The following is a 24258-nucleotide window of genomic DNA, read 5'->3' on the forward strand; positions in this document are numbered from 1 at the left end:
CCGCTGGCCAGCGGCTGACCTACCAAAGGGGTGGGTTCACTACCGCGCCGGCCAGCAGAGCAGGAGCTACCTCCAAGGGCTAGGCAGCCGGGGACAGCCCCTGAAAACGGAGTAGGGTAATTTTACCCCCTGCCCCTATAAAAAGGCCGCTTTCACGTGCCATAGCTTCCGACTCAGCGGTTGTCCCTCGTTGGGTTAGAACCCCAGCTTTCTGCTACCAGCCGATGCCGTAATCTTCGCCGTGGTTGCTGGAGCCGCCCCAGAGGCTGCCGTGTTTCCAGTCCACGTAAATGGCATTGATGGGGCCGCTGGTGCGCTCGTCAAAGCTGAGGATGTAGCCTAACTTTTTCAGGTCTGCCCGCACCGGCTCCGGGGTGCTGTTGTTGAGCAGAATCTGGCCGGGCTTGGGTTGGCGGTCCTCGGTTTTGGAGCCGCCCAGCGAAAGCCATAACTGGTTGGTGTTGAAGTTGGCGGCCTCGGCGGCTTGCTGGACGCTCATGCCGAACTCCACCACGTTGAGGAAAAACTGCAGCAGGTTCTGGTCCTGGGTGTCGCCGCCCTGCACGGCAAACGAAAGGAAGGGCTTACCGTCTTTGAGCGCCATGGAGGGGGTTAAGGTGACGCGGGGCCGTTTGCCGGGGGCCACCACGTTAAATGGGTTCAGGGTGGGGTCCAGCACGAAGCTTTGCATGCGCTGGCTCATGCCCACCCCGGTGTTGCCGGCCACGCAGGCCGGCAGCCACCCACCGCTGGGCGTAATCGACACCACCCAGCCTTCTTTGTCGGCGGCTTCCATGGTGGTGGTGCCCAGCCACAGGCGCTCCTGGTACTCGGCGGGAGCAGAGGTGTTGCCTACATCATGCTTGGGGGCGAAATTGCGTTTGGTGGTGTCCAGCTCGTAGCCCCGGGCTTTGAGCAGCTTGAGGTAGGGGTTTTTCCGGCCCTCAAAGGGGTAGGGGTCGCCGGGGCCAATGCGGGGGTCGTTTTGCTGGTATTGGATCAGGCGGGCCCGCTGCTTGGCGTAGGTCTTGCTGAGCAGGCCTTTAATAGGTTCTTGGGGGGCAGCCAGGGGGTCGCCGTAGTAAAAGTCGCGGTCGGCAAAGGCGAGGCTCATGGCCTGGTACACCGTGTGAATATACTTGGAGCTGTTGTAGCCCATGGCCTGCAGGTCGAAGTTTTCCAGCAGGTTGAGGGCCTGCAGCATAGCGGGTCCCTGGGTCCACTGCGGCAGCTTGTACACGTCAATGCCTTTGTAGGTGACCATCAGCGGCTCCTCTTCCAGGGGTTTCCAGCGGGCCAGGTCCTGCATCGTAATCAGACCGCCCTGTTCTTTTGACCCGCGGACAAACTCCTGGGCAATGTCGCCGGTATAAAAGCGGTTGTAGGCGGCCATAATGGCCTCTTTCCGGCTTTTGCCTTGCTGGAGGGCCGCTTTTTCGGCTTCTACCAGCTTCGTCAGGGTTTGCAACAGGTCTTGTTGGACGAATATTTCACCGGCCTCGGGCGCTTCCCGCGGCTGGCCGGGGTGGGTCAGAAACAGCTTCTTGCTGTACGGCCACTGTTTGAGCAGCGCTTTGTTTTTCTCGATGCTGTTGGCTGTCTGGGCTTCGATGGGGTAACCGGCCGCCATTTCCAGGGCCGGGGCCAGCACCTGCGCCAGGCTCAGGGTGCCGTAGTGGGCCAGCATGTGCATCAGGCCGCCCGGGGTGCCGGGCGTAGTGGCGGCCAGCGGGCCGTTTTCCGGCGGGAAGTTGTACCCTTTGCGTTTAAAGAAATCGGGGGTGGCCCCCGTCGGCGCCACGCCCATGGCATTGAGGGCGATGACCTTTTTGGTTTTCGGGTTATAGATCAGGGCCTGGGTTTCCCCGCCCCAACTCAATACATCCCACATGGTGCAGGTCGCGGCCAGCATGGCGCAGGCCGCATCGACCGCGTTCCCGCCTTGTTGAAACGTCATGGCCCCGGCCGTTGCCGCCAGGGGCTTGCCCGTTATCGCCATCCAGTGCTTACCGTGCAAGGGGGGCTTTTGGGTCTGTTGTGCCATACCGGACAACGAAATGACAAGTAGAGCCAGAAGGGCAGATAGCCGTTTCATAAAAGCAATGTTTGTGAAGTTAAATATAATTGAAAGGGAGGAGCAAAAGCGTAAGAGCAAAAAAGGCCTGGCAAGGAAAATTTGCGCAGGCAGGCGGCTTATTGTTCTTTCAAAAAGACGGAAATTAACGCTCGGCACTTTTCGGCTTCTGGGCCTAATGGTAATCGATCTTGGCCGAGGATATTGCCCCCCGGCAATTGCGCCCGCCGCGCGGCCCCACGAGCTGGGAAGAACGACTTGCTACGTTCCTTTAGCACTGATTTCCATGGCTACCCTTCGCAACCCCAACAAAAGAGCCGTGGCAACTGCCACGGCTCTTTTGTTGGGTTGCGAAGGGTAGGGGATAGGTCCACCACTCCAGTTTCAGTACTGGCTACGTGAGCTTGATGCCTTGCGCCGCCATTTGCTTTTCCTGCTCCGCATGGTTGGCTAGGAACTGCGCGTGTTGCGCGGCCGTGCGCTCCGTGCCCAGGCTAGCCAGGTGCGGTTGCAGCGCGGCGGCGGGCATATCAGCTCCGTACGCCGGGGTGCCCGGCTGCTGCCGCCACGACGCGTGCAGGCTGCCGGCGTCCACGGCGGCGAAGCCTAACTGCTCGACCAGGGCCATCACTTGGTGCTTGGCGGCGGCCTCGTCGCCGGCCACCGGCAGGGCAATGCGACCGGGCGTGCCGGCCGGCTGCCCCTTCTGTTCGAGGTGAGCGGCGTAGATGTTGTTGAACACTTTCACCACTGGCCGCCCCAGATGCTGCTGCACCCATTCGCTCTCGGTTAGCGCGCCGCTTTCCAGCTCCGGAATTTGCCCATCGCGCAGCAGCGGGTAGTAGTTGCTCGTGTCAATCACCGGCACGCCGGCCGGGACGCCCGCGAACAGATCCTTCGGCAGATCGGGAATGTTGCGGAGCGGGATGGTCACGACGATCAGCTCGCCGTGGCGAGCCGCTTCGCGGGCCGTGGCGGGGGTGGCGCCGGTTTTTTGGGCCACGTCCGTCAGTGTTTCCGGGCCCCGGGAGTTGGCAATAAGCACGGAGTGGCCGAGGCGGGTGAGCCGTCCGGCCAGGGCAGTGCCGATGTGGCCGGCCCCAATGATTCCAATATTCATGGTGCGTGAGATGAGTGAGTAGGTAGTGGGCAGCTATTTTACGCAGGTGCAATGCCTAAGACCACGCGGCCGACAGATTGTTTTCTTTTGCCCTAATGGCCGACTTAAGTATGCCTAACCAAGGGTTGCATTTCTCCCCGCCCCCCAAAACGCTGGAGCAGCCCTTAGGCCCTCGCCGTGGTGTCGCCCGATCCGGCTCAGGGCATAGACGTATGCCCCGCATGGCACCCACCTGATGCCTTGGGGCGCACCTAGGTCCGCAGTTGTCTTGGTACGGCAATAGGTGGCCGAACTGAATCAGACGGCAGTTAACTTATACCATATTCTGCGACCGAATTACCGCTTAACTCGGCTTCGTAAAAATGGCTCCTAGAGCCGAGAAAAAGTCTCGAATTGTTGTCTCATAAATCAATGCGTCAGTAACTTAGGGTTTGCTGACTTATTGAGACGTGACCATGATTTGGGGCTATGCGCGGGTATCCACCCAGCAGCAACAAGTACATCTACAGCTTGATGCCCTCCGCACTTACGGCTGCCAGGAGGTGATCAAGGAAAAAGCCGCGGCCCCTTACATAAGAGCAACCCAATCGTAGGCCCATCCTGGGGATGTTGCCGCTGCTCATCCACGGCCACGAGATAGAAATTTAGTTTGCCCGCCTACTCGGGCTTGAACTCCGTGATCTTTAACTCGACGACGACGTAGGCGCGCAGCTGGAGGTGATAGAAGAGCAGATCCAGGTAGTAGTCCTGGCCCCCGACGACTAACGGCACCTGCTGCCCCACGTAGGCGAAACCGCTGCCTAGTTCCAACAGGAAGGTGGTAATATGCTCCAGTAGACCGCGCTGCAAGTCCCGCTCCTTGAAGCCGGTGGTGAGGGTCAGAAAGTCGAATAGATACGGATCCTTGAGCGTCTGCTGGGCCAGCTCGGAATCGGCCGCTGGCAGGGTACGCGTAAAGTTGGTCACGGCCTGTCCCTGGCGCCGATGGTAGCCGCTCTCAATCTGATGTACCAGCACGTCCCGCGACCAGCCGTGGCGAGCCGTCGCCTCGATATAGAGTAGGCGCGTCGACTCGTCTTTCACTTTCTCCAACAAGGTCAAGTGATGATACCAGGGTATTTGTGCAAGGGACGCTTGCACAAAGGCTTCGTTGGGATACATGCCCGGGCCCTTCGACCGGCCACGTAAACGGGCTTACAACGCCTTTACTTGAAAGGTCTGCTCGACGTGGAGCGTGCCCTGCTGCGGATCAAAGGCCGTGTTCTTATCCAGCACCAGGGTTTTCTTCACCTTGCCTGCCACCAGGATTTCGGCTTTTATAGCCGTAGTGGCGGGCAAGGCTTTGCCCTCGGCGGCGGAATCAACATATGGGAACGCTAACTCGACGGTGACTTTATCGGAGCCGATCAACTCGGGCTGTTCAAACTCTCCCTCGGTCTCGTCGGATCCCTGCGCCGTGTCGAGCATGATCCCTTTCACCCAGCTGGCCGACTCGTTGGTGAAGCGAGCCCCCACGGAAGCGCCCGCGTCCTCCCCGTTGGGCTGCAGATTGGTGGCCGTGTAGCGCACGATGACGATATATTGCTGGGGCCCGGGTTCCTCATTTTTATCGCCACATGCCGTGAGGGCACTAGTCAGGACCAAGGCACTCGCGACAAAGGAGGGTAGGCGTACTAATTGAAACATAGATAAGGCTACATAAGTGAGCTAAAGTCACAGGATTGGCGCAGTGGGCGCTTAGAAGGCTACGTTGGTAAAGGTACCGTTGGTGATGGTTCTCTTATCGGGGAAGCGGGGATTAGTTACAGTTCCGATGACGACAAAGCTGAAGGTGCCCGACATGCGGCGGGTCACGGTGCTGATGGCGGTGATCGTCAGAGTACCACTCGCGCCTGCATGCTTCCAACTCTCCGTATTGTAATAATTAAAATTGGGGTCCGTGTACCGCACCCCTATGAATTCTTCGTCCTCTAGTGCCGAATAGGTACCCACCTTAGTCGGCCAGGTCTTGAATAAGAAAATGAGGGAGTGGCCGGTGCCGCCCCCTTCGGTCGCATACCAAATAGATAGGGGCATCCCAAAACGGTAGGCTGGCGTCACGGTCACGCCGTCCACGAGATAGGACAAGGAAGAGGCCGCCGCGCCGACCGTTAGCAAGGGCACCGTGGTGCCTGCTGCGGTATGGCTCACGGCCTGATTAGCCGGGGCAACATACCCAACCGCTGGCGTAAAGGCCAGTGTGTAGGTGCCCACCTCCAACTCCGGGAAGCGATACGTGCCCGCGCTGGTCGGCGTGGCCGTCACGCGGGCGCCAGCCGCGTTGGTAGCGGTCACCAGCGTGATGGCGTTAGCTGGTTTGATTTCTCCTGTGACCAGGGCTTTTTGAGCCGGCGGCTTCGGCAGGGGCGGCACAGTAAGGGCCATCACGCTCGTGCCGCCCGCCACGAGCGTGATGGCTTGATTGGGGGGCGCTACGTACCCGGTTGCTGGGGTAAAGGAAAGGGTATAGGGGCCCAGCGGTAAATCGGGGAAGGAATAGGACCCGTCACTGGTCGGCGTCGCGGTTATGCTCCCGCCCCCGGCGTTGGTGGCCGTAATCAGCGTGATAGCTCCCGCCGGCTGGATTTGCCCGATGAGCGTTGCCTTTTGCCCTTGCGGAGCGGGCTGGGTAGGGGGCGGCAGAGTCGGCTGCGGGTTTCCGCCTTTATCGCCACAGGCGGGTAGGCCTAAACTACTGCTGATCAGGAGGCCCAAAGCCAGCAAGCGTGTAGACTGCTGCATGAAGGAGAATCAGGAAAGGAGGAATAGTCGAAGATGACAAGAGTAGCGCCGCCTCAAGCAATCCATATGCCGAATCATCTTCTTATAATTCAATACTAGGTGCCAGGGTGCCCGGTTGGCTCCTGGACTCACTTGTCGCACCGATATCTAAGTTACTTACCCAATAAAAAAGCCTGAAATGACACGGCTGAAGGGGACAGATGGAGAAGTTTACGCTCACCAACGGCAAGGGGGAAATGCTCTTCATCCGATTACAGGGGTAGAACGGATCGCTCCCGGGCGGCTGGGGTGCGGCCGCCAGCTAGTTCTTTAACCGCAAGTACCGGCAGAACAGCGCACCCTCACAGCCCTAGATTCTGCGCCGCGTTGAAGCTGACCACATCATCTCAGCGCGAGTACCAATCAATCATGGCCACTGCTGCGTCTCGCCAACGATTATCATTTCTCCAAGCAGCCATCAGCCTAGTGCCGGGGTACGCCTCGGCCTGTCCAGCCAAGAGACTCTTCTTTACCCCCCACGCTACCGCGTTTCAATCTCCAATTCGACGGCCCACTTACCCGACTGAAAGCGATACGTGCCGTTGCCGTCCGCATTCCGGTCCGCCGGGGGCCCCGCAAGGACGAGGGGGAGCGTAAACATCGGCTCGGAGTTCCCACTCTTATTATTATAAGAGAACTGGAGCGACCAATTCCCATCCTACAAGGGCGGCAAGTTATTATCAGCGAAATACAGAAGGGGCAATGTAGCAGGAGACACGTTCATGTCATTCGTACTCAAAGCAGTCTTCCCAGCCGGCGTAACCAAGGTAGTAGCAATCGTAGGGGCAGTCCCATCGGCGTGCCAGGGCTGGCCGTTGGGACGCATAAAGTCTACGGAAGTAATCCGATACCATTTGATGCGGCGGCGGCCGGCTTTCACGGTCTGGGTCGCGCTACTTTGAACCCCATCGGCAGGGAAGGCTAAAAGGGTAATGTCGTACAAGCCTGCGCCTCGAAGGATATACGTCGGATCGGAATCGGTTTTCACAGAGTCCCGGGCGTGCGAGGAACGCCACTCGTAGTGTACCGCCTGTTGCCTGGTATTCGTTAAATGCAGCTTCTCGCCGGTTTCAATCACCGAACGGCTGGTGGTAAAGGCAGCGGTAGGGACGGGCGCGGGCCCCGATTTAGTGCAGCCCACGATCAACAGTGGCAGAAATACATACAGTAAGCGCATAAGAAGGGAACGATAAGTGGTCGACAAGCCGGCGTCAGCGCGGCAATCTTGTCGTTTGCTGACCGGGCTGCTTCCGCTGGGCCCGCGTCCGATCGTGCTGGTCCAATCCAAAGCAGCAGGACAGCCCAGCGCCCAGAAGAAGCTATCTGAGGATGACCACGAAAGTGGCTAAAGCCTTGGCGAACTAACTTCAAACGGTCAACTTTTTTCCGGACGAGACACTCAAGCCCGAACTGCAGGTTGGCTTTGTACAAAAGGTGCTTGTCCTTCCATCCGCCCCACTTACCCAAAACCCAAGGGTGTCCGCCTTTTTTACTTGCCCTGCATTTTTTCTACTTTCTTTCTGATTGCTGCATTCTCTTGAATAGCCAACGATTTCTCAAAATAGGCAAGGGCGTTTTTTGTTTCATTTATGGCTTGGTAATAATCACCCATGCACGCATTCGCAGCCGCAATTTCAGGATATATAGCAAGATAATAATCAAATAAACGTTTGGCCTTTTCGTACTGCTTTTTATTCAAAGCGTTATGCCCATTCCAGTTTAATAACTCTTCAGCAGGAAACACCTTGTATCCCATTTGTTTGGAGGCGTAGGCATAATGGCTTTTAATTTTGTTTACCAAATAAGTGGGGTCGGGATTGTTTTCCTCTTTGACATTTATTTTTATTGGATAGAAATTAAATAAAAAGTGCAAGGCATCGTACACGGCAATCAATGGCACCGACATGTGGCTGTCGTTTTCATAGTATTTACCTGTATAGTTTAAGCCATTTTGTTTGTTTTTTTCTAAATAGCTCTGCAATGTTAATATACTGCGCAGGTGCTTGGTATCAAACGTGGTATCGGCGTGTATATTGTTTAGTAGTATATCGTCATCCACGGTATTGGCAAATCCTAGATAAAGGGCTGTTCCGGCAAAATGTCTTTTTTCTAACGCCCGTTTTGTTTCTTTTAATAGGGCTTGATTATCCCACCACATACTAGGGTCTATGTAGATATAGGCATTGAATAAAGCAGTGTGGTGTACCAGCGTTTGCATCACCATCAGCCCGCCGAGCGAGTGCCCAATCAGCATCTTATACGGTTGGGTTGGATAGTGGCTATCAATATAGGGTATTAATTCTTTTTCGATAAAAGCAATAAATTGTTCTCCTCCCCCGGATGCTTTCGTAGAGACCGAATCCCAGTAAGGCGGGATTATATCGGCATGGGTGGGGGTTAATTCTTTTCTTCTGTTTTCTGGTAATATACCCACCACAATCATTTCTGGACAAACGGAGTTGTAATGGGTACTTAAAAATTGAATCGTACTTACCGTGGAGGCAAACTGGGCCTCGGCATCAAATACATAGGCCACGGGATACCGCTTTTTCGCCGCCCCAGCAGCGGAATTACTAGTAGGCAAATGGACATAAAATAATCTTTTGGTACCCAATATTTTTGACTGAATACTGTCTTTTTTTCCGAGCACTAATTGATTGCCTGGCTGCGCTTTACAAGGGAAGATGAATGCAATACATGAAAGAAAGAAAAGAAAGTGTTTCATAAGGGTACGTTTTAGTGAATGCTGACTAACTACTCTTAGTGCCCAAAAATTTAACCGCTTAAACTCAGGACCGATCAGTAACTGCTTTTCCGCCGGTTGCTGGTACCCACCGGGGTGGGGTCGCTAAGCGGGCGGCGTGCTCGTCCCCCGGGCCCGGGCCTGGTCGGCGTGCGCGTAGTCCAGCATGCGCTTAACCTGCACATGGGAGTAGGGCTTGCCCTGCAGGGTAGTAAAGCCGGCCGCATTCAGGCGGCGGGCGATGGCGGCGTAAGCCACTCCCTGCGCGTGCAGGAGGGTAATCAAACTCAGCGCTTGGCGCAGCGTGGGCGCCTGCTGGCGCTTCTGTTGCCGGACCTGGATGCTGCGCGCCCGGGCCGCCTCGGTCAGGTTGGCCGGCGTACCCAGGGTGTACCCGCGGGCTCTCTTAGCCCGCAGCGCGTCCCTGGTGCGGGTGGAGATGGTCTCGCGCTCGTGCTGAGCCAAAATGGCAAACAAGCCCACCGTGAGGGAATTGGCATCGGGCATGTCGCAGCAGGTAAAGTCCACCCCGCTGTCGCGCAGGGCGAAGATGAAGCCCGCGTTGCGCGATAGCCGGTCCAATTTGGCAATGAGCAGGGTGGCCTGGGCGGCCTTGGCCACGGCAATGGCCTCGAGCAGCTGTACCCGCTGGTTCTGCTTGCCGCTTTCCACCTCCGTGAACGCCTGCACAATCAACCCATGCTTCGCGAAGGTTTGCACGGCCGCCTGCTGGGCTTCCAGGCCCAGACCCGAGGCCCCCTGGCGGGCCGTGCTGACCCGGTAGTACGCGACATATTTACGCATCCCTATTATATATAGAGTGGAGGTGAAAAGAGGATAGGCAGAGGGCGCCCGATAATAGCTAGACGCTCCTGCCGTGACACCCCCATACTTCTTTAATATATTTTAATTTATATGTACTAATTAATACGGGGTTGAGCAAAGATAGGCGAAAGTCAGATACCCTGTACAGTTGTTAAACGGACGTTTAACAACTGTACAGGGTCTTTATAATGTGCAATACAACCTTATAAGAACACAAAGTATATAAAATCGCTTTTGTACTAGTCGGAATAATCATACAAAACTTGATAATGTTAAAATTCCCAATCGATTTGCATGTTTGCAGGTGCATATTGACTTTTTTAATTTTTGGTCCAAAGATTTTAGGAAATATTCAATTTGGTTGCAAGAGCATTCATGAGCACTATAGAAATAGGAGAGGGGCTTACAGTTTCTATCCTTTCGCCGGGCTACTCCCGGGAACAGCGGCCACCGTCGAAGGAGGGTCCATAGGGGGGGGGAACTCATCGAGCTAAACGAACGAGGACTACGAGGGTCCGTTGGATCGGTACCGCTTTGGGACGCTTCCCGGTAGGAGGAATATAGGCGGCGGTAGCGGCCCTAGATGGAGAAGACAAGCGTCATACGCGGGGCTTATCGCTTCCGACCACCGGAAAGAAAGGGCCCATTCTTTCGCAGGACTATCCTAAAAAACGTTAAATTATTTTATCTTAAATTCCTATTTAACAGTAAGGCCGGATGATGCGACCACCCCACGACCGTATTTCCCTGCGGACCGCCGCCCTGCTCGGCGGGCTGCCCCTGTTTGTGCCCGCGGCGCCGTATGCCGAATTTTATGTGTTCAAAACCCTCCTGGTCGCGACCGATGCTGCCCAGACCGCTCAGAATCTAGCGACCCATCCCACCCTGTTTCTCTCCGGCATTTTCGCCATCCTCTTCATCTACCTCTATGATATTGTGCTGGCCTGGGCCATGTATTTCTTTCTCAGGCCCGTGCAGGCCGCCTTATCCCTACTGGCGGCCGGGTTCCTGGTGGTGTATACCGTGCTGGCCATCGGGGCCCTGCTGAACTTTCTCTCCGCCTATCAGCTGGTGCAGGGGCCCCCTCCTCCGGAAGGGGTAAACAACGACCACGTCTTGCAGGTGGTAAATGCCCGACGATACGAGATGCATATTGCCTATATCATCTTTGGTCTTTACCTGCTGCTGAAGGGGGCCCTCCTGTATAAGGCGTCGTATATCCCGACGCTACTGGGAGTGCTGATCATGCTGGCCGGGGCCGCCTGGATTCTACTAAGTGTACAGCCCTACTTCTTTCGGGGGGTTAACCTGTCCTGGCTGCTGGTTTTTTCCACAGGCGAGCTCTTTTTTGGCATCTGGCTACTGGTGAAAGGGACCCGGCTGAAAGATGCCGACGTCGGCGCGTAACTGGCGAGTTTGGCCCGCCGGCAGCCCCCGGGTTCCCTGAGCAGAATCACCGGGCGGCCTGAGGAAACTCATGTTCCCCCGCCCTCTGCTGGCCGACCTTTGGCTCCTGTTCCAAGACCCGGCCGCCTCGCTCCCGCGCCCTTGCCCCATTGCCTTCGGAAGCCACCGCTTCCTCACCCCTAACCTAGTGCTATGATGACTTCGACTGCCCCTGCTCCCACGGAAAAAAGCCTGGCCGAGATGCCCGCCGTCGACTCCCCCGCTCCGACTGGGCCTTCGCTGGCTGAGCGCCTGGCGCACCTGCTGAGCACCTCCGTTTCCGCCCAGACGGTGTACGGCCCGCCCATTGCGCAGGACGGCGTGACAGTCATTCCCGTCGCGCGGGCCATGTACGGCTTCGGCGGGGGCAGCGGTACCGGGCCGGGCCCGCAGGGGGACACCGGCGGGGGCGGAGGCGTCCGTATCACCCCCGTGGGCTTCATTGAGTTGCGGGACGGGCGCAGCCGGTTCCGGCCCATTCGGCGGTCGGTGGTGCCGCTGGTCGTCGTCAGCGGCGTGGTGGCGCTGCTGTTGCTGCGGGCGGTACCCAGACTGCTGAAGAACCGTTAGCACCCCCGGAGGGGGCATTATTTGCGGCGGTGCCGAGATTCAGGGCCCCTGCCAGGACAAAAAGGAGGCTATTATCCGTCCTTATCGCTGGTGGTTGACAGGTTCCTCAAGTTGAAAGTTATCGGAACCTATCCTGAAAATGAGGGAGGCATCCGACAGGATACCCTTAGGTATCTTAAGGAAGAATTATGATACCTAAACTCTCGCGCAAGCAGGAGCAAGAGAGGTTGGCTTGAGGTATAGTTAGTAATCGCTCTGTCGCTGCGGGGCCGGCGGCCTCTTCACTCCCCCTTTTCGGCCCTGCCAACGCCGACCCGGCCTTAGGTAGCAGCGAGGGCCGGACGGGGCCGGGTCGGCGTTGTCTTGTTACGAACGAAGTGCTTACTCCAGGCGGTGAGCGGCCGCTCCACGTAGTTCCACGAGCCCCAGGCCACGGCCCCGATGAGCAGCAGCGATTCGACGAGCCAGTAGCCATACGCGCCCCGTTCATAAAACGGCAGATAATGATTCAGCCGGTCGAGCACGGGGTACGCGCAGGACAGGACTGTCAGGTGGTAGAGGTAAATGCCGTAGCTCAGCTTGCCGATAAACAGCAAGGGTTTCGCCGTGAAGACGGCGTTCACCATACCCCCTTTTGTTTCCCCCCGCACCACGAAGTAGGCCATGAGCCACACGACCAGCACGGCCACTAGCGTCCGCTGATTCAGATACAGATCGAGCCCCCACGCGCTCTGAGCCAGCATCAGGACTATACTGGCTAAGGCCAGCCCACCCAGGCCGCGGTATACCTGGTTGAAGTACTGGGGTTTTTCGAGGACTACCCAGGCCAGCAACGCGCCCAGGCCCAAGGCATCCAGACATGTGTGCGGCAGCACGTGGCCAAAGCCGGTGGTGGGGACGGCGTACTGGCTGTAGAGGCCCCCGCCAACAAAGAGCGCCATGGCGTAGGGCAACCACGGCCGCGGGAGCAGCACCAGTACAAAGGGCCACAAAAGGTAAAACTGTTGTTCGACCGCCATGGTCCACAAGTGCGCCAGCGGCCCCCAGTCCTGCTGCTGGTAGATGACCAGGTTAGAGGTGAACGATACATAGGGGCCGTAGTTAGCGGCCGGTATGCCGCGCCAGAAAAAATCCAGACCCAGTAGCAACAAATAGGCAGGATAGAGGCGCAAGGCCCGTTTGAGAAAGAAGCGGAGGAAGACGCCCCGCTTCGTGGTGCGCTGAAGCGCCACCGCCTGCCGGTCCCGGAGCAGGAGGGCTGTGATCAGGAAGCCGCTGAGGGTAAAGAAGATATCGGGCCCCGAAACTTTATCGGAGAGGGTAAACAGCGGGTGGCTTTTCGGCACCGTATGATTGATCAGGACAAACAGGATGGCCAGGGCCCGCAGGGCATCGAGTTGGGCAATATAGCGCATCGGGGAATACGGCGTACGGGTTCAATCCTCCAAACTTAATAATATATTTCAATACTTATATATAATAAAACCGGCCCTTGCTACGCGACTAACCTGACTTCCCTGGGCGCTGGCTGACCACGAGCACGCAGGCACCCGATGGGGCCCCGCTCCTCCAGTCTTCTCCTGTACCCATGCCAGGGCCAGGCCCTGCAGTCGTAGTGCTCCGCTTATTGCAGGTAAACATCAACAAGAGCCGCTACTCGTCACTTCTCGCAAGGGAGCGTTTAAGAAAGGTGACCCAACAGGTTGCTAAATACTGAGGTGTTCTTGTCTGGGTAGTGATAATGCGGCCTTATCGGTACTAAGTTGAGGTTCAATCATCTCGGCTTCAAGCACCGTTTTCGTGCACTCGTCTTCCGGTTAGGCTTCTAGCAGTGAATCCATTACTTTCCTCTCCGGCATCGCTGGGAGACCCATGAAAAAAACTTGTTTCGTCTTTTTTGCCTTGCTCCTCTGGCTACCCGTCAGGGGACAAGGTGGGGAATCGGCCCTCTCTGATACCCTGTATTCCGTGCTTCGCGTTCCCCCGCCGGTGGCTTTCCCCGGCCTCAAGCTGCCCAAGTATGAGCCTGCCGCCTGTGTGTTCCCCGCCCTGCGGCAACTGATCGGGACGGATAAAGGCTGCGGCGAGGCGATAGGGTATTATTTTTCGACGGAGCAAACGCAAGGCAAGGAGTTAATCAAAGTAGCACCCGTCGATTTACGCAGGGTCCGATCGGGTACCTTCTTTGGGTACTTTCGGCTAGGCAACCGAGTTTTCCTCTGCCACGGAACGAATAAGGCCTAGGTAGCCCGCGCGGCCACGGCCGATTGGGCTACTTATTGGGCGTGATGAAACCCTACTGGCCCACGGCCCCCGTCACAATCGGGAACACCACTTACGCCGATGTGCTGGAGGTGAAGATTCCCCTCAGTGACCGCTCGGAAGGGGGCTGGCCGTCGCACTACTACTGGGCCCCGCACGTGGGCGTTGTACGCCTGCGTACCTGGTACAACCGCCAGCCCCGGACCTGGACCCTCGTGCGGAGTCATATTGTGCAGTAACCCGCTTGATGGAAGACTGCATACGTCATATACATAGTGGCCATTCTAAGACAAGATTATGAAAACAGCTGTGGGGTGCAGGACGTGCTGCACACATTCAAGAAGGGCCACCGGCTCATGGTGCAGGTGCAAAGCACGTGGTTTCCGCTCGTCGACCGCAACCCACAGACGTACGTCAACAACACCTTCGAGGCCAACGAGTCGGATTTCCAGGCCGCCCCGCACCGCCTCTATTTTAGCCCTGAGCACGCCTCGCAGCTGAGGGTGAAGGTGCTCTAACGCCTCCCTAGCCTGAGGCAAACACAAGGCCACCTCAGGGCTTTGCTAGGCATGACTCCGCTGGGGTCGAATTGTTGTCTCACGCGCCGGGACGGTGAGGCGCCTACCTGCTAGCGGAGCTGTTTTAGAAAACGGTGGTTACCCAGCGAGCCAGTCTGGCTGTTTCACCAACAGGGAATAGTCTGCCAACTAGTCTTCGTCGCTACCTGCTTTGCAACCTTCGCCAAACGGGGCTTTGGTGGTGCGCTTACTCCCAATTCGGGCGCAGCTGCTCGTAGAGGGACTGCACCTGTTCCAGCTCATACGTGGTAGAAATAGTTGCCTGCGCGCAGGCCAGCACTAGGTCGGCTTGTTCGTGCAGCACCCGTTTGCGCTCGGCGTGGCACCCCTGCTCGCCGGCCAGGGCCAGCGCCCGCAGCAGGCGCCGCAGCACGGCCGGGTTGCCCTGCGCATTGGCCCGCACCAGGTCAAACGACAGACGCATGTAGTTCGCAAAGGTGGGGACGTTGATGACCAAGCGCAGCTGGCGGCCATCGCCCCGCAGGGGTGCCGGAAATTCCTGGCGGGCCAGCTGCCCGCCGATTTCGCCCAAGTAGTCGACGGCCATAATGGCCGTGGTGGTGTCGTTGACGCCACTCGAGAGCGCTTTGAGGGCAATGTCGACCAGCTGCTGAATGCCAAACCCAATGTCCTGCTCGATGTTGCGGTGGCGGCCCAGGCTTACGTACTTCATCAGGTCCTGGGGCCACCCCGCGGGCGGGCGTGAGGGGGCGTCGGGCTCGGGGCGCACGCTGAACAGCGGCTGGCCCTGGCCCACAAACGCCCCCATCTCAAAGTTGAGCCGCAGGATGGCCCGGTGGCGGCGGGCCCACTGCAGTAAGCCGTCGGCGTCGAGGCGTTGCAGGTAGCCGCAGGCGGTGGCGGGCAGCGGGTGCCAGCTGCCCTGCGCGGCCAGCAGGCGCCCGGCGACGGCGGTTTGGTTTTCGTCGGCGACGGGCTCGCCGAGGTGGTTGGGGAACAGGTCGTTTATCCCCGCGATGGTTTCGAGGGCAATGCGGCGCACGAGGGTGCCCGTTTGCAGGGACTCGGCGATGTGGTGAATGAAAAAGACCAGGGCCGCGACGCCGCCCATGGCCAGAAATAAGCCGGCCAGCACGGCCGTGGAGGGCACGAACTTGCCCTCGTCGGGCCCGCGGATGGTGCCCAATACCGCCAGGCAGTAGGCAAACACCCCCACGAAGTAGCCCATGATGACCTGGTTCACCTCGTCGCGCATGAAGTTGCGCAGCACCCGCGGCGAGTACTGGGTGCTGATTTGGGAGAAGGCCGAGAGCGTGACGGCAAAGGCCAGGGTGGCCACCGTGAGCATGGACCCCGCAATGGCCGTGAGCATGCCGCGCGAGGCGTCGGCCCCGATGCCGAACAGCAGCGGGAAATACTTGATGCCCTCCACCGTGGTTTGCGCGTCGTAGTGCACCAGGCCGTAGGCCCCGGCAATGAAAAGAATCACCATCAGGCCTGGCACGAACCAGAGCGATTCGCGTAGCAGCTGCCAGTACTTGAGGAGGCCGAGCTTCATGACAAACAGGAGGGTACCACCGGTGGGGAACGAATGTACTACGCGGCCTGGGGCGGGTTCCCCCTTGCACGATAAAGAAAAATGAAAGTAAGCCACTAACTCGGCTTATGCTAGTTCCCCTTAACGGTGATTTAACCAGCCACCATCTTTTCGATAGGGTCTGAGTAGGGCCCGTTATCGCGCCTAGGCAAGTGCCTAACGGGTGAGAAGGGCTTATGGCTGTCGTATAAACCCCATTATGACAAGTACACCAGGTGTCGTTAGTGCAAGAGGTTCTTGGGAGGCCAGCGCGCAAAAAGGTGTTCTTTTCTGAACGGAGGAAGGTAACTGAAAAGTCGTCCGTTCGTCGCCGGTGCCTTGGGCCTCAGGCTGCGCGCTGACCGCTGCTAGAAGGGGGCCTTACGCTAAGTCTCCGGGCAGGGAGGGTGGGAAAGGAGCGCAGAAGTTGTGTCCCCTGAAAACACAGTTTCTGGCCTCAAGCTTGCTCTTCAGCCGCCGTACTCTTTCCTCGCCCCCCATACATGCTCTCTATTCAGCCCTGCTGGGGCACCTTACGCACGGAATTAAGTTGCCTAGAAAGGGGGGATGCCGTCGCGCAGGCCTACGCCGTGCAGGTGCTGGCCCGCGCCGTCGCTGCCGCCGCGCCCTATGCGCCCACCAGCATCACGGCTCGGCCCCGGCCTACGACCGAGGCGGTGAGTGTGACCCTGCAGTTTGCCGGTGGCTACCGTCTGCAGGTCACCACCCCCTACCCGCAGGCGAACCAGCCGCAGGCGCCGAAAATTATCCTCTCGCTGTTTCACTATGAGCGCCTGCAGTACGCGCAGGCCGTGCCGGGCGGACAGGTAGCCGCCCACATCGCCGGCGCGCTCTACCCCCTGAGCTGAGGCCGGAGCTACTGGGCGTCCCGGGCCCTAGCTCAACCTGCTGCGCGCGGGCTCGTATAGAGCCCGTGACCCGCTAAGCGCGCAGCCGATGGCCTGTTCTCTTTTTACCCCCATTCCCGACGAGTTACCTGCCGCCGAGCGCGCGGCCCGGCGCAAGCGCCAGCGGCACGCCGAATGGGGCATCGCGGTGGCCCGCTTGGGCGGCACGGAGCCCTGCCGGGCCATTGTGCAGGAGTTGCAGCGCTACATTGACGGCGAGGTAAGTTTGCAGCAGTTGGCCGGCCAAGACGAACTGCCCCGGCCCTCGGCCCGGGTGCTGGAAGCGACGCGCCAGCGGGAGGAATTTAGCCGCTAAGTCGCCTCCTACTACCAGCAGGTCCCTTCTTTGATGGGTAAGGTTATTAGCGCGCCAGTCTGCTTAGGGCGAGCAGGGCGGCCCGGGCCCGGGTTTTCGCCGTGCCCAGGGGCAGGCCCAGCTCCTTAGCCGCTTCCACGTGGGTGTAGCCCTCAAAGTAGAGTAAGTCGATGAGCGCGCGATGCGGAGGCGACAGGCGCTGGGTGAGTTCGCGCAGGCCGATGTGCTCGGGGTGGAAGGTAGTGGGAGCGGGCAGATAGCGGGCCGCGTCCGCCTCCAGGCTTTGACCGCGGGTGTGCAGGTGGTGCGTGGCGCTGCGCAGCACGTCGATGGCGTGGTAGCAGCAGATGCGTTGCATCCAGGTAAACAGGCGCCCCCGGGCCGGGTCGTAGCGCCCGATGTGGAGCCAGATGCGCAACAGGCCTTCCTGCAGAATATCTTGGGTCAGCTCCTCGTCGCGCACCAGGCGCCGAATAGCGTGCCGCAAGGTGGGCGCATACTGGCGGTAGAGCAGGCACAAGGCGTGCTCGTCCCGGGCCAGCAGGCGCTGCACCAGTTGGGCCTCGTCCAGAACGAGGAGGGGGGATGCCGGAGGGGTGGACGGCATAGGCAAGCACGAGAAACAACCGGGAGCAGCAGGGAAAGTCCAATTGGGACAGCTTCCCTTTTCACCTAGGCTAGAGAAGAGGGTGAATGGCCTGCATACGCAGACCGGACCGTTTCGTTCCGGGCTGGGGACACGGTAGCCTATCAGGTGGTGGGTAAGGGTTCGAGGCACCGGGTAAGGAGAGGGCAGCCGAAAAGTCTAACGGGCTGCCGGGCGAAGTGGCCCCCCCTTTGCCTGGGCTATTTGGTAGCTACCGGGTGATGACGAACCCCTATTTTCCCCTTCCCCCGCCTCCCTGGGCCCGGCGGCGCAAGCGCAGTGGCTCGGGCGCCTGCAGGAGGCCGAGCGCATTGGTGGCATCCGGGAGGCCGGCGGGCCGTTGGTGAGCCTCGAAACGTTGGCTTTCCTGCAGCGCTATGTGCAGAGCGAGCTGAGCCTGGCCCAAGTCGTGCGGCTGCAATCCCAGCGCTTATCCCGCCAATAAGGCGCAGGCAGGCCCCCAGATTGCGGTAGCGCGAGCCAGGGTGGTGCGGAACCTGGCGACATTCTTGCGGGGAAAAATTACGAAACGCCCTGGGTACTGCGCGCGCACGGTGCTGGGTGATAAGGGTAAGTAGGGGGCAAGACGTAAGCCAGGAGCATATGCGTACGTGGATTAGTCTTCATCAAGCTGGGTTGCTGAGCCTGGCGGGCATTGTGGCCGCGATCCTGCTGATTAACTGGCAGCTGCGCGCTGGGTCCCGATCCGCCCGCGTGCCCGCTCCCCCTGCGCGCCGGCCGCTGGGCCGCCCGGGGCGGGCGGAGACTGCTTCGGAACCCAGCAACGAGAACAGGGCCGCGCGCCGCCGCGCAGCCGATAAAAAAGCCGTCCGTTGACCCTGCTCTCAGCCGGTTACCCCGGCGTCTGGAGGCCCTAATGAACAGCTGGGCAACACAACCCACGCCGGCCAGCCCCACGCCGGTGCAGGTGTCAGGAAAAAGGCTTTCCTGGTGCGTTTTCTCGGGCGGCACGGCCCGGTCATCCTTGCCGGCAAGGAACAGGACGGGATAGGTCGCTTTTTCCAGCACCGCCCGCCGGTCCGGGCGCTGCGCCATGGCCTGTAGGCTCCCCAGCGCGACGGGCAGGGGCACGGCCCCGGCCAAGCCTTGCAGTAGGGCCACGTGGTGGGTCAATGATTCGCGGTGGGTGGGCGAGAGCTGGGGCTGGATAAACTCGGCCGCGAAGGCCGCCATACCGTGCTCTTCCATGAAGGTGCGGTTGCGCAAGCGTCGCTCCATGTCCTCTTCGCTGTCAGGCAAGGCCGAGGAGTGAAACAAGCCCAACCCAGCCACCAAGCCCGGATACTGCTCGGCAAAGGCCAGGGCCACGTACCCGCCCATGCTATGGCCGATGAGCCCGCCCCGCCCCACCCCGGCCGCGGCTAGCGTGGCCCGCAGGGCGTCGGCAGCCGCTTCGAGGCTGTAATCGGTAGCCTGATCTGTGGGACCGACGTAGCCGGGCAGGGCGGGCGTGAGCACCGGATAGTCGGCGAAGGCGTCGCCGAGGAAGTCAGGCCAGATGGCCGGGCTTTCGAGGAAGCCATGCAGCAAGACCAGGGCGGGCAGGGTAGTAGCGGGCATAGACCCCGCAGTACGCAGCTAGCTAGGCGCGCGTTGACGAGCGGGAGGATAACCGCCCTAACCAGTCCCCAAAGATTGCCTATTAGGAAGCGATGGGAAAGTGGGGCTTCCCTTTTCCAAGCCTCGGTGAACCTAGCGCCGTCTCCTGCGTACCTAGTCGCTTTCCTACCGTTATGAAAGAAGCGTATCTGGTGGATGGCATCCGCACCCCCATTGGCAACTTCGGGGGCTCGCTGGCCCTAGTGCGGGCCGATGATATGGCCGCCTTGGTCATCCAAGAACTGTTGCGCCGCAATCCGCAGGTAGACCCGGCTGGCATTGCCGACGTGCTGCTGGGCTGCGCCAACCAAGCCGGCGAGGATAACCGCAACGTGGCTCGCATGGCCCTGCTGCTGGCCGGCCTGCCCGCGTCGGTGCCAGGTGAGACGATCAATCGCCTCTGCGCCTCGGGCCTGTCGGCTGCTATGGCGGCGGCCCGCGCCCTGCAGTGTGGTGATGGAGACTTGTTCGTGGCCGGGGGCGTGGAAAACATGACCCGGGGCCCGCTGGTGATCTCCAAGGCCAGCACCGCCTTTGGCCGCGACGCCCAGCTGGCGGATTCCAGCTTCGGCTGGCGCTTCATCAACCCCCGACTAGAAGCCATGTACGGGGTGGATGCCATGGGTGAAACGGCCGAAAACCTGGCGGAGCGCGACCGCATCAGCCGGGAAGACCAGGATGCGTTTGCCTACGCCTCGCACCAACGCGCCGCCCGCGCCCGCGACTCGGGGCGCTTCGCCGAGGAAATCGTCCCCGTACCCCTGCCCCAGCGCAAAGGCGAGCCGCGGCTGTTCGAGCACGACGAGTTTATTAAAGCCCATACCACCCTAGAAGGGCTAGCCACGCTGCGGCCCGCCTTTCGCTCGAACGGGACGGTGACGGCGGGCAACTCCTCGGGCTTGAACGACGGGGCCGCAGCGTTGCTGCTGGCCTCCGAAGCCGGCCTGAAGGAGCATCAGCTGACGCCCCGCGCCCGCATCGTATCCATGGGCGTGGCCGGCGTGGAGCCCCGCTTGATGGGCATCGGCCCGGTGCCCGCTTCCCAGCTGGCGCTGAAGAAGGCCGGTTTGACGCTCGACCAGATGGAGCTGATTGAGTTCAATGAGGCCTTTGCCGCCCAAGGCTTGGCCTGCCTGCGCGCGTTGGGCATGGAGGGCGATGACCCGCGCGTAAACCCCAATGGGGGGGCCATTTCGCTGGGGCACCCACTGGGCATGAGTGGGGCCCGCCTGCTGAATACGGCCGCGCTGGAGCTGCACCGGCAGCAGAAGCGCTATGCGCTGGTCACCATGTGCGTAGGGGTCGGACAGGGCTATGCTGTGGTCCTAGAGCGCGTATAAACCAGGGGCTGTGATCTGGCCCCCGACATCATCCGAGATCAGTACCCGGGCCAAAAGCGGTGGTAGCCGCCGAAGAGGACATTTCAGGCTGGGTTCATCGGGCCCCTACTTGACGTAGGCTAGTATACCCAGCGAGTTCCGCGGGTAGGACAATTCAGAAGACTAGGCTACGATAGAATGGCCTGTTTTTAGGGTCTGATACGACCCGCATATCGGATCTCATAGAGCCGTTTTACAATTTATAGAAGGTCGTTTTGTAGTAAGTAAAAAGCTTCTTGATTACGCGCCGCTTACGTTTTCCAGCTATTCCTTCATTGCTCATCCTATGTCAGATTTTCGTTTTTCCCGCCGTGATTGGCTTAAAACCACCGCCCTGGCCACCACGCCCCTGCTGCTTGGTCCTTTGCCCTCCTTCACCGGAGCCGCTGCCCCGGGCAAAACCCCGCCGCTGAGCGCCGCCAGTATTGCCGCCGTCGAGGCCGCGATGGGCAAGAAAGGGGCTTACGTGGAGGCACAGGCTACGCACAGCACCCCGTTGCCGCGCAACGACTTAAAAGTGACCATCAAAGGGGAGCCGGTGCCCATTGCCTTTGGCTTCGGCGGGTGGGTGGCCATCAAGCACACGCTGGACGGTAAGTCCGCGATGCTCATGAGCGACACGGTGCTGCTGCAGGAAGAAGTCAATCCGCTCATGTCGGCCGCGCTGGCCCAGGGGCTGGAAATTGGGGCCGTGCACAACCACTTCTTTTACGAAGAGCCGCGCATCTTTTACATGCACATCCACGGCATGGGCGCCCCCGCCGAGCTGGCCCGGAAGTTTGCCGCCGCTCTCGCAGACTCCAAGCTGCTGCCGGCCAACCAGCCCAAGCCCAGCGGCGGCACCCCGGCCGCGCCGGCGGGCAACAACGCCACGCCCAGCGCCGCCGCGCCCACCGGCAAGGAGTTGTTTGATATTCCCGCGCTTGATAAGGTGGTGCAGTACCAGGGCACGGTGAACGGCCCGACCTACAAGTACACCGTGGGCCGGGCCGACCTGCAATCGGTCATGATGGGCACCGAGATGACCGCCGCCATGGGCCTGAACTCGTGGGCCGCGTTCGCCGGCAAACAAGCCGACGCGCAGATTGCCGGTGACATTGCCATGCTGGAGCACGAAGTAAATCCGGTGATAAAGGCCCTGCGGGCGCACAATTTGGAGGTCGTGGCCGTGCACAACCACATGCTGTTTGACCAGCCGCGCATGATGTTCCTGCACTACTACGGCCGAGGGCCCGCTGCGCAGTTGGCCACTGGCTTCCGCGCCGCGCTCGACCAATTGGGCAAGGGCAAAAGGGGCATGCAGATGAAGCACTAAGGCGCTGTGGAATCGACCCTGATTTTTAGGGGCCTTGACCGGAAAAATGCTACTGCTACGCAAGGGGGCGGGGGGATGCACGCCGTGGAAGTTGATCCAGCGGCCATCGGGCAGGCGCAGGCGCGTGTGCAGCGAGGGTACGGCGGGGTGCTCCAGGTACGCCACGCGGTTCGCCGGGCTCGCCGCCGCGGCCGGCCGGGCGTCGGGTACTGTCTTTGGGCCGAGCGCCGTGTAGGGCAGCAGAAAGGAAGCCTGCAGGGCGAACCCGACGCCGGTACCCAGCAGTGCCCAGGCACCTTGTGAACCAACTCGGAAACGAAGGCCCATGGTGTGGCATCCGCCTGCGCCCGCTTGAATACGGGCAGCGCAAGGGCAATGGAATCACCTTAATCTATCCTGACATAAGGCCGCTGAACCCCTACTAGTGGTATACAATCGTATTGAGAACTCCGTACTTTGAAAGCCCTTCTCGCTGTATTACTTCTCGTTCGCTGCCGCTGTGATTCAGCCACCAGATAAACCCGCTCCCCCTTACTTTCCGGCGTTAACTGGCTTGCGCGCCGTGGCCGCATGGCTGGTGTTTTTTCACCACTTCAACCCCTTTCCGGAGTCGAGTATTGCCTGGCGGCTGGCGCGCGAGTGGCACACGGGGGTAGCCTTATTCTTTGTACTCAGCGGCCTATTGATTTGCCTGCGCTATATCGACCAGGTTGAGCTAAGCACATCATGGGGAAACAGTACCTGCGCAACCGCGTGGCCCGCATCTACCCGATGTACTTCCTGCTTACTTGTTTCACGTTGGCCATCCTGGAACTGAGGCCGGCTTACGACTTAATGGGCGTATGGGAAACCTATATGTTAACGGACAAATGGCTGGTTTTTCTATTGAATGTCACGTTTTTACGGGGCTTTTTTGACTTTTTCAAGTTTACGGGCATTGTGCAAGGGTGGACGCTGACGGTGGAAGAATGCTTCTATTTTGCGGCGCCCTTTATGCTATTAGGACTGCGCGGAAAATCAGTTAAGCTATTGCTTTACGCGGTGCTCATACTGTCCCTAGGTACCGTCCTTGTATGCTATGCGCCCCACCCTTACGGCTTTTTTGATTCCTTCACGTTCCTCTTCACCATTACCTTTTTCGGCCGCTGCTGTGAATTTCTGGCAGGTATGGGATTGGCGCTCCTCATTCTGAACCGTTTCAAGGCAATGCGGGCAGGTGCCTTTTACACCTGGACAGGGCTGGCCTGGATTATTGCCGTCATGGGAGCTATGGCCTGGATAAACGACCCCTTGGTGCCGGAAGAGGAGATGAATGTGCCACTCCTCATATTTTTAAATATCATCGTGATCCTACCGGGCATCTGTGCCCTGTACTTTGGATTGATCCGGGAGCAAAGTGGCTTACGCTGGTTGCTGGAAACCAAGCTGTTTAACCTACTTGGCAGAGCCTCCTATACCTTCTATCTCGTGCATATGGGCGTGCTAAGTCGGTTTCTTGATTTGCATGTTACGAAACATAGCCTACTCAAATTTGGGATAACGAATCTGATTGCTATTCTGCTGTTCAAGGCCGTAGAAGAGCCTGCCCATCGGTTTTTGAGTAGGCGTCACGCATAACAACGCCGGTCTACGGTGCCGTACTTAAGTGTTTACAGGACCTTAGTTCCATGATCCTATGAGCACGGAAATTAGCCGGGTGCGAACCTGGCGAATCCCCCGAAAGAATTGCGTACATGAGGCCGCTCCTAGCGAGCAAAAGCTGCTTATCATCGCAGGACAACGAGTCGCTCTCAGGGCATTGAAACGGAAGGGACCCTAAACTTGATGCTGTCCGAGAAGGTCTGTGGCTGTGGCAAAAGGCTGGCAGCAGGATGAAACCAGGATGAATGAGCCTCCACCCGCGGCCCACGAGGGTCGCTGCTGGGGGCCTTTTAGCCGGTTATCGTCACCGACGCGACCCCGTAGAATTATGACGGAGAGTTTTGCCACAGCCACGTCGGTTATGTCAAGCAGTAGTTTATCGAGTGCCAACGACTAGTCAGTCAAATACTGCTAAATCTCGCTGCCGAGTGAGGTTGGGGCGGCCCGCGTAGTGATCC

General features: G+C 59.2%; 22 protein-coding genes and 2 pseudogenes. 12 read left to right on the forward strand and 12 right to left on the reverse strand.

Translation table 11 applies throughout. The features are described 5' to 3' along the window. Nucleotides 1-214: 214 nt before the first annotated feature. Together IEW06_RS19320 and IEW06_RS19325 are read right to left on the reverse strand one after the other, a co-directional pair. Nucleotides 215-2044 (reverse strand): gamma-glutamyltransferase family protein, encoded by a 1830-nt coding sequence (locus IEW06_RS19320; protein ID WP_229743181.1) that lies wholly within the window; start codon nt 2042-2044, stop codon nt 215-217. Nucleotides 2045-2468: 424 nt separating this feature from the next. Beyond that, entirely contained in the window at nt 2469-3194 is a 726-nt protein-coding gene (locus IEW06_RS19325) for an NADPH-dependent F420 reductase (RefSeq protein ID WP_188548792.1), read from the reverse strand. A gap of 455 nt (nt 3195-3649) precedes the next feature. Here IEW06_RS19325 and IEW06_RS19330 point away from each other — a divergent pair, with 455 nt between their 5' ends. Further along, complete coding sequence (locus IEW06_RS19330; RefSeq protein WP_187734403.1) at nt 3650-3787, forward strand: recombinase family protein; 138 nt, start codon at nt 3650-3652, stop codon at nt 3785-3787. Here IEW06_RS19330 and IEW06_RS19335 read toward each other — a convergent pair. The 6 genes and pseudogenes from IEW06_RS19335 to IEW06_RS19360 form a co-directional block, all read right to left on the reverse strand. Continuing rightward, a pseudogene (locus IEW06_RS19335) lies at nt 3741-4355 on the reverse strand (PDDEXK nuclease domain-containing protein). The gene IEW06_RS19330 and the pseudogene IEW06_RS19335 sit on opposite strands and share 47 nt — an antisense overlap. A gap of 33 nt (nt 4356-4388) precedes the next feature. Continuing rightward, nucleotides 4389-4880, reverse strand: coding sequence for a hypothetical protein (locus IEW06_RS19340; RefSeq protein WP_187734404.1), 492 nt, complete (start codon nt 4878-4880; stop codon nt 4389-4391). A 51-nt stretch (nt 4881-4931) separates the two neighbouring features. Beyond that, nucleotides 4932-5975 (reverse strand): carboxypeptidase-like regulatory domain-containing protein, encoded by a 1044-nt coding sequence (locus IEW06_RS19345; RefSeq protein WP_188548793.1) that lies wholly within the window; start codon nt 5973-5975, stop codon nt 4932-4934. Between the two features lie 697 nt (nt 5976-6672). Next, nucleotides 6673-7191, reverse strand: coding sequence for a hypothetical protein (locus IEW06_RS19350; RefSeq protein WP_187734407.1), 519 nt, complete (start codon nt 7189-7191; stop codon nt 6673-6675). A 312-nt stretch (nt 7192-7503) separates the two neighbouring features. Further along, on the reverse strand, nt 7504-8739 hold the full coding sequence (locus tag IEW06_RS19355; protein ID WP_188548794.1) for an alpha/beta hydrolase-fold protein: 1236 nt from the start codon (nt 8737-8739) through the stop codon (nt 7504-7506). A gap of 123 nt (nt 8740-8862) precedes the next feature. After that, complete coding sequence (locus tag IEW06_RS19360; protein ID WP_187734409.1) at nt 8863-9561, reverse strand: recombinase family protein; 699 nt, start codon at nt 9559-9561, stop codon at nt 8863-8865. Between the two features lie 738 nt (nt 9562-10299). On the opposite strand from IEW06_RS19360, the gene IEW06_RS19365 reads away from it, so the two are divergent. Then, entirely contained in the window at nt 10300-10989 is a 690-nt protein-coding gene (locus tag IEW06_RS19365; protein WP_188548795.1) for a DUF4386 domain-containing protein, read from the forward strand. 192 nt (nt 10990-11181) lie between these two features. Then, nucleotides 11182-11598, forward strand: coding sequence for a spore germination protein GerW family protein (locus IEW06_RS19370; protein WP_188548796.1), 417 nt, complete (start codon nt 11182-11184; stop codon nt 11596-11598). 320 nt (nt 11599-11918) lie between these two features. On the opposite strand, the gene IEW06_RS19375 is transcribed toward IEW06_RS19370, so the two are convergent. Further along, nucleotides 11919-13013 carry an acyltransferase family protein gene (locus IEW06_RS19375; RefSeq protein ID WP_187734412.1) on the reverse strand — a complete coding sequence of 365 codons (1095 nt, stop codon included), beginning with the start codon at nt 13011-13013 and terminating at the stop codon, nt 11919-11921. 457 nt (nt 13014-13470) lie between these two features. Between IEW06_RS19375 and IEW06_RS19380 the strand changes: the two genes are divergently transcribed. The 3 genes and pseudogenes from IEW06_RS19380 to IEW06_RS19390 form a co-directional block, all read left to right on the forward strand. Next, complete coding sequence (locus IEW06_RS19380; RefSeq protein ID WP_187734413.1) at nt 13471-13842, forward strand: hypothetical protein; 372 nt, start codon at nt 13471-13473, stop codon at nt 13840-13842. Nucleotides 13843-13886: 44 nt separating this feature from the next. After that, complete coding sequence (locus IEW06_RS19385) at nt 13887-14099, forward strand: hypothetical protein (RefSeq protein ID WP_187734414.1); 213 nt, start codon at nt 13887-13889, stop codon at nt 14097-14099. A 75-nt stretch (nt 14100-14174) separates the two neighbouring features. Next, a pseudogene (locus IEW06_RS19390) lies at nt 14175-14378 on the forward strand (CocE/NonD family hydrolase C-terminal non-catalytic domain-containing protein); the annotation flags it as partial. Nucleotides 14379-14625: 247 nt separating this feature from the next. Here the strand turns inward: IEW06_RS19390 and IEW06_RS19395 are convergent. Then, the gene (locus IEW06_RS19395) at nt 14626-15957 is read right to left on the reverse strand and encodes a DUF2254 domain-containing protein (protein WP_188548797.1); all 1332 of its coding nucleotides are present in this window, start codon (nt 15955-15957) and stop codon (nt 14626-14628) included. 521 nt (nt 15958-16478) lie between these two features. Between IEW06_RS19395 and IEW06_RS19400 the strand changes: the two genes are divergently transcribed. Next, the gene (locus IEW06_RS19400; protein ID WP_187734415.1) at nt 16479-16844 is read left to right on the forward strand and encodes a hypothetical protein; all 366 of its coding nucleotides are present in this window, start codon (nt 16479-16481) and stop codon (nt 16842-16844) included. An 88-nt stretch (nt 16845-16932) separates the two neighbouring features. Further along, nucleotides 16933-17199, forward strand: coding sequence for a hypothetical protein (locus IEW06_RS19405; protein ID WP_187734416.1), 267 nt, complete (start codon nt 16933-16935; stop codon nt 17197-17199). A gap of 46 nt (nt 17200-17245) precedes the next feature. On the opposite strand, the gene IEW06_RS19410 is transcribed toward IEW06_RS19405, so the two are convergent. Together IEW06_RS19410 and IEW06_RS19415 are read right to left on the reverse strand one after the other, a co-directional pair. Next, a complete protein-coding gene (locus IEW06_RS19410) occupies nt 17246-17806 on the reverse strand; it encodes an RNA polymerase sigma factor (RefSeq protein WP_187734417.1) in 561 nt (186 codons plus the stop codon). A gap of 561 nt (nt 17807-18367) precedes the next feature. Continuing rightward, nucleotides 18368-19426 (reverse strand): alpha/beta fold hydrolase, encoded by a 1059-nt coding sequence (locus IEW06_RS19415; protein WP_187734418.1) that lies wholly within the window; start codon nt 19424-19426, stop codon nt 18368-18370. Between the two features lie 173 nt (nt 19427-19599). Here IEW06_RS19415 and pcaF point away from each other — a divergent pair, with 173 nt between their 5' ends. The 4 genes from pcaF to IEW06_RS19435 all read left to right on the forward strand — a co-directional run bounded on the left by pcaF (nt 19600) and on the right by IEW06_RS19435 (nt 23776). Then, on the forward strand, nt 19600-20805 hold the full coding sequence (gene pcaF / locus IEW06_RS19420; protein ID WP_188548798.1) for a 3-oxoadipyl-CoA thiolase: 1206 nt from the start codon (nt 19600-19602) through the stop codon (nt 20803-20805). Between the two features lie 325 nt (nt 20806-21130). Continuing rightward, nucleotides 21131-22159 (forward strand): DUF1259 domain-containing protein, encoded by a 1029-nt coding sequence (locus IEW06_RS19425; protein ID WP_187734419.1) that lies wholly within the window; start codon nt 21131-21133, stop codon nt 22157-22159. A gap of 6 nt (nt 22160-22165) precedes the next feature. After that, the gene (locus IEW06_RS19430; protein WP_188548799.1) at nt 22166-22462 is read left to right on the forward strand and encodes a hypothetical protein; all 297 of its coding nucleotides are present in this window, start codon (nt 22166-22168) and stop codon (nt 22460-22462) included. 423 nt (nt 22463-22885) lie between these two features. Beyond that, nucleotides 22886-23776, forward strand: coding sequence for an acyltransferase family protein (locus tag IEW06_RS19435; RefSeq protein ID WP_223285012.1), 891 nt, complete (start codon nt 22886-22888; stop codon nt 23774-23776). Nucleotides 23777-24258 lie beyond the last annotated feature (482 nt).

This window comes from Hymenobacter qilianensis (genome assembly GCF_014638675.1).
In the GTDB taxonomy this organism is placed as follows: Bacteria; Bacteroidota; Bacteroidia; order Cytophagales; family Hymenobacteraceae; genus Hymenobacter; species Hymenobacter qilianensis.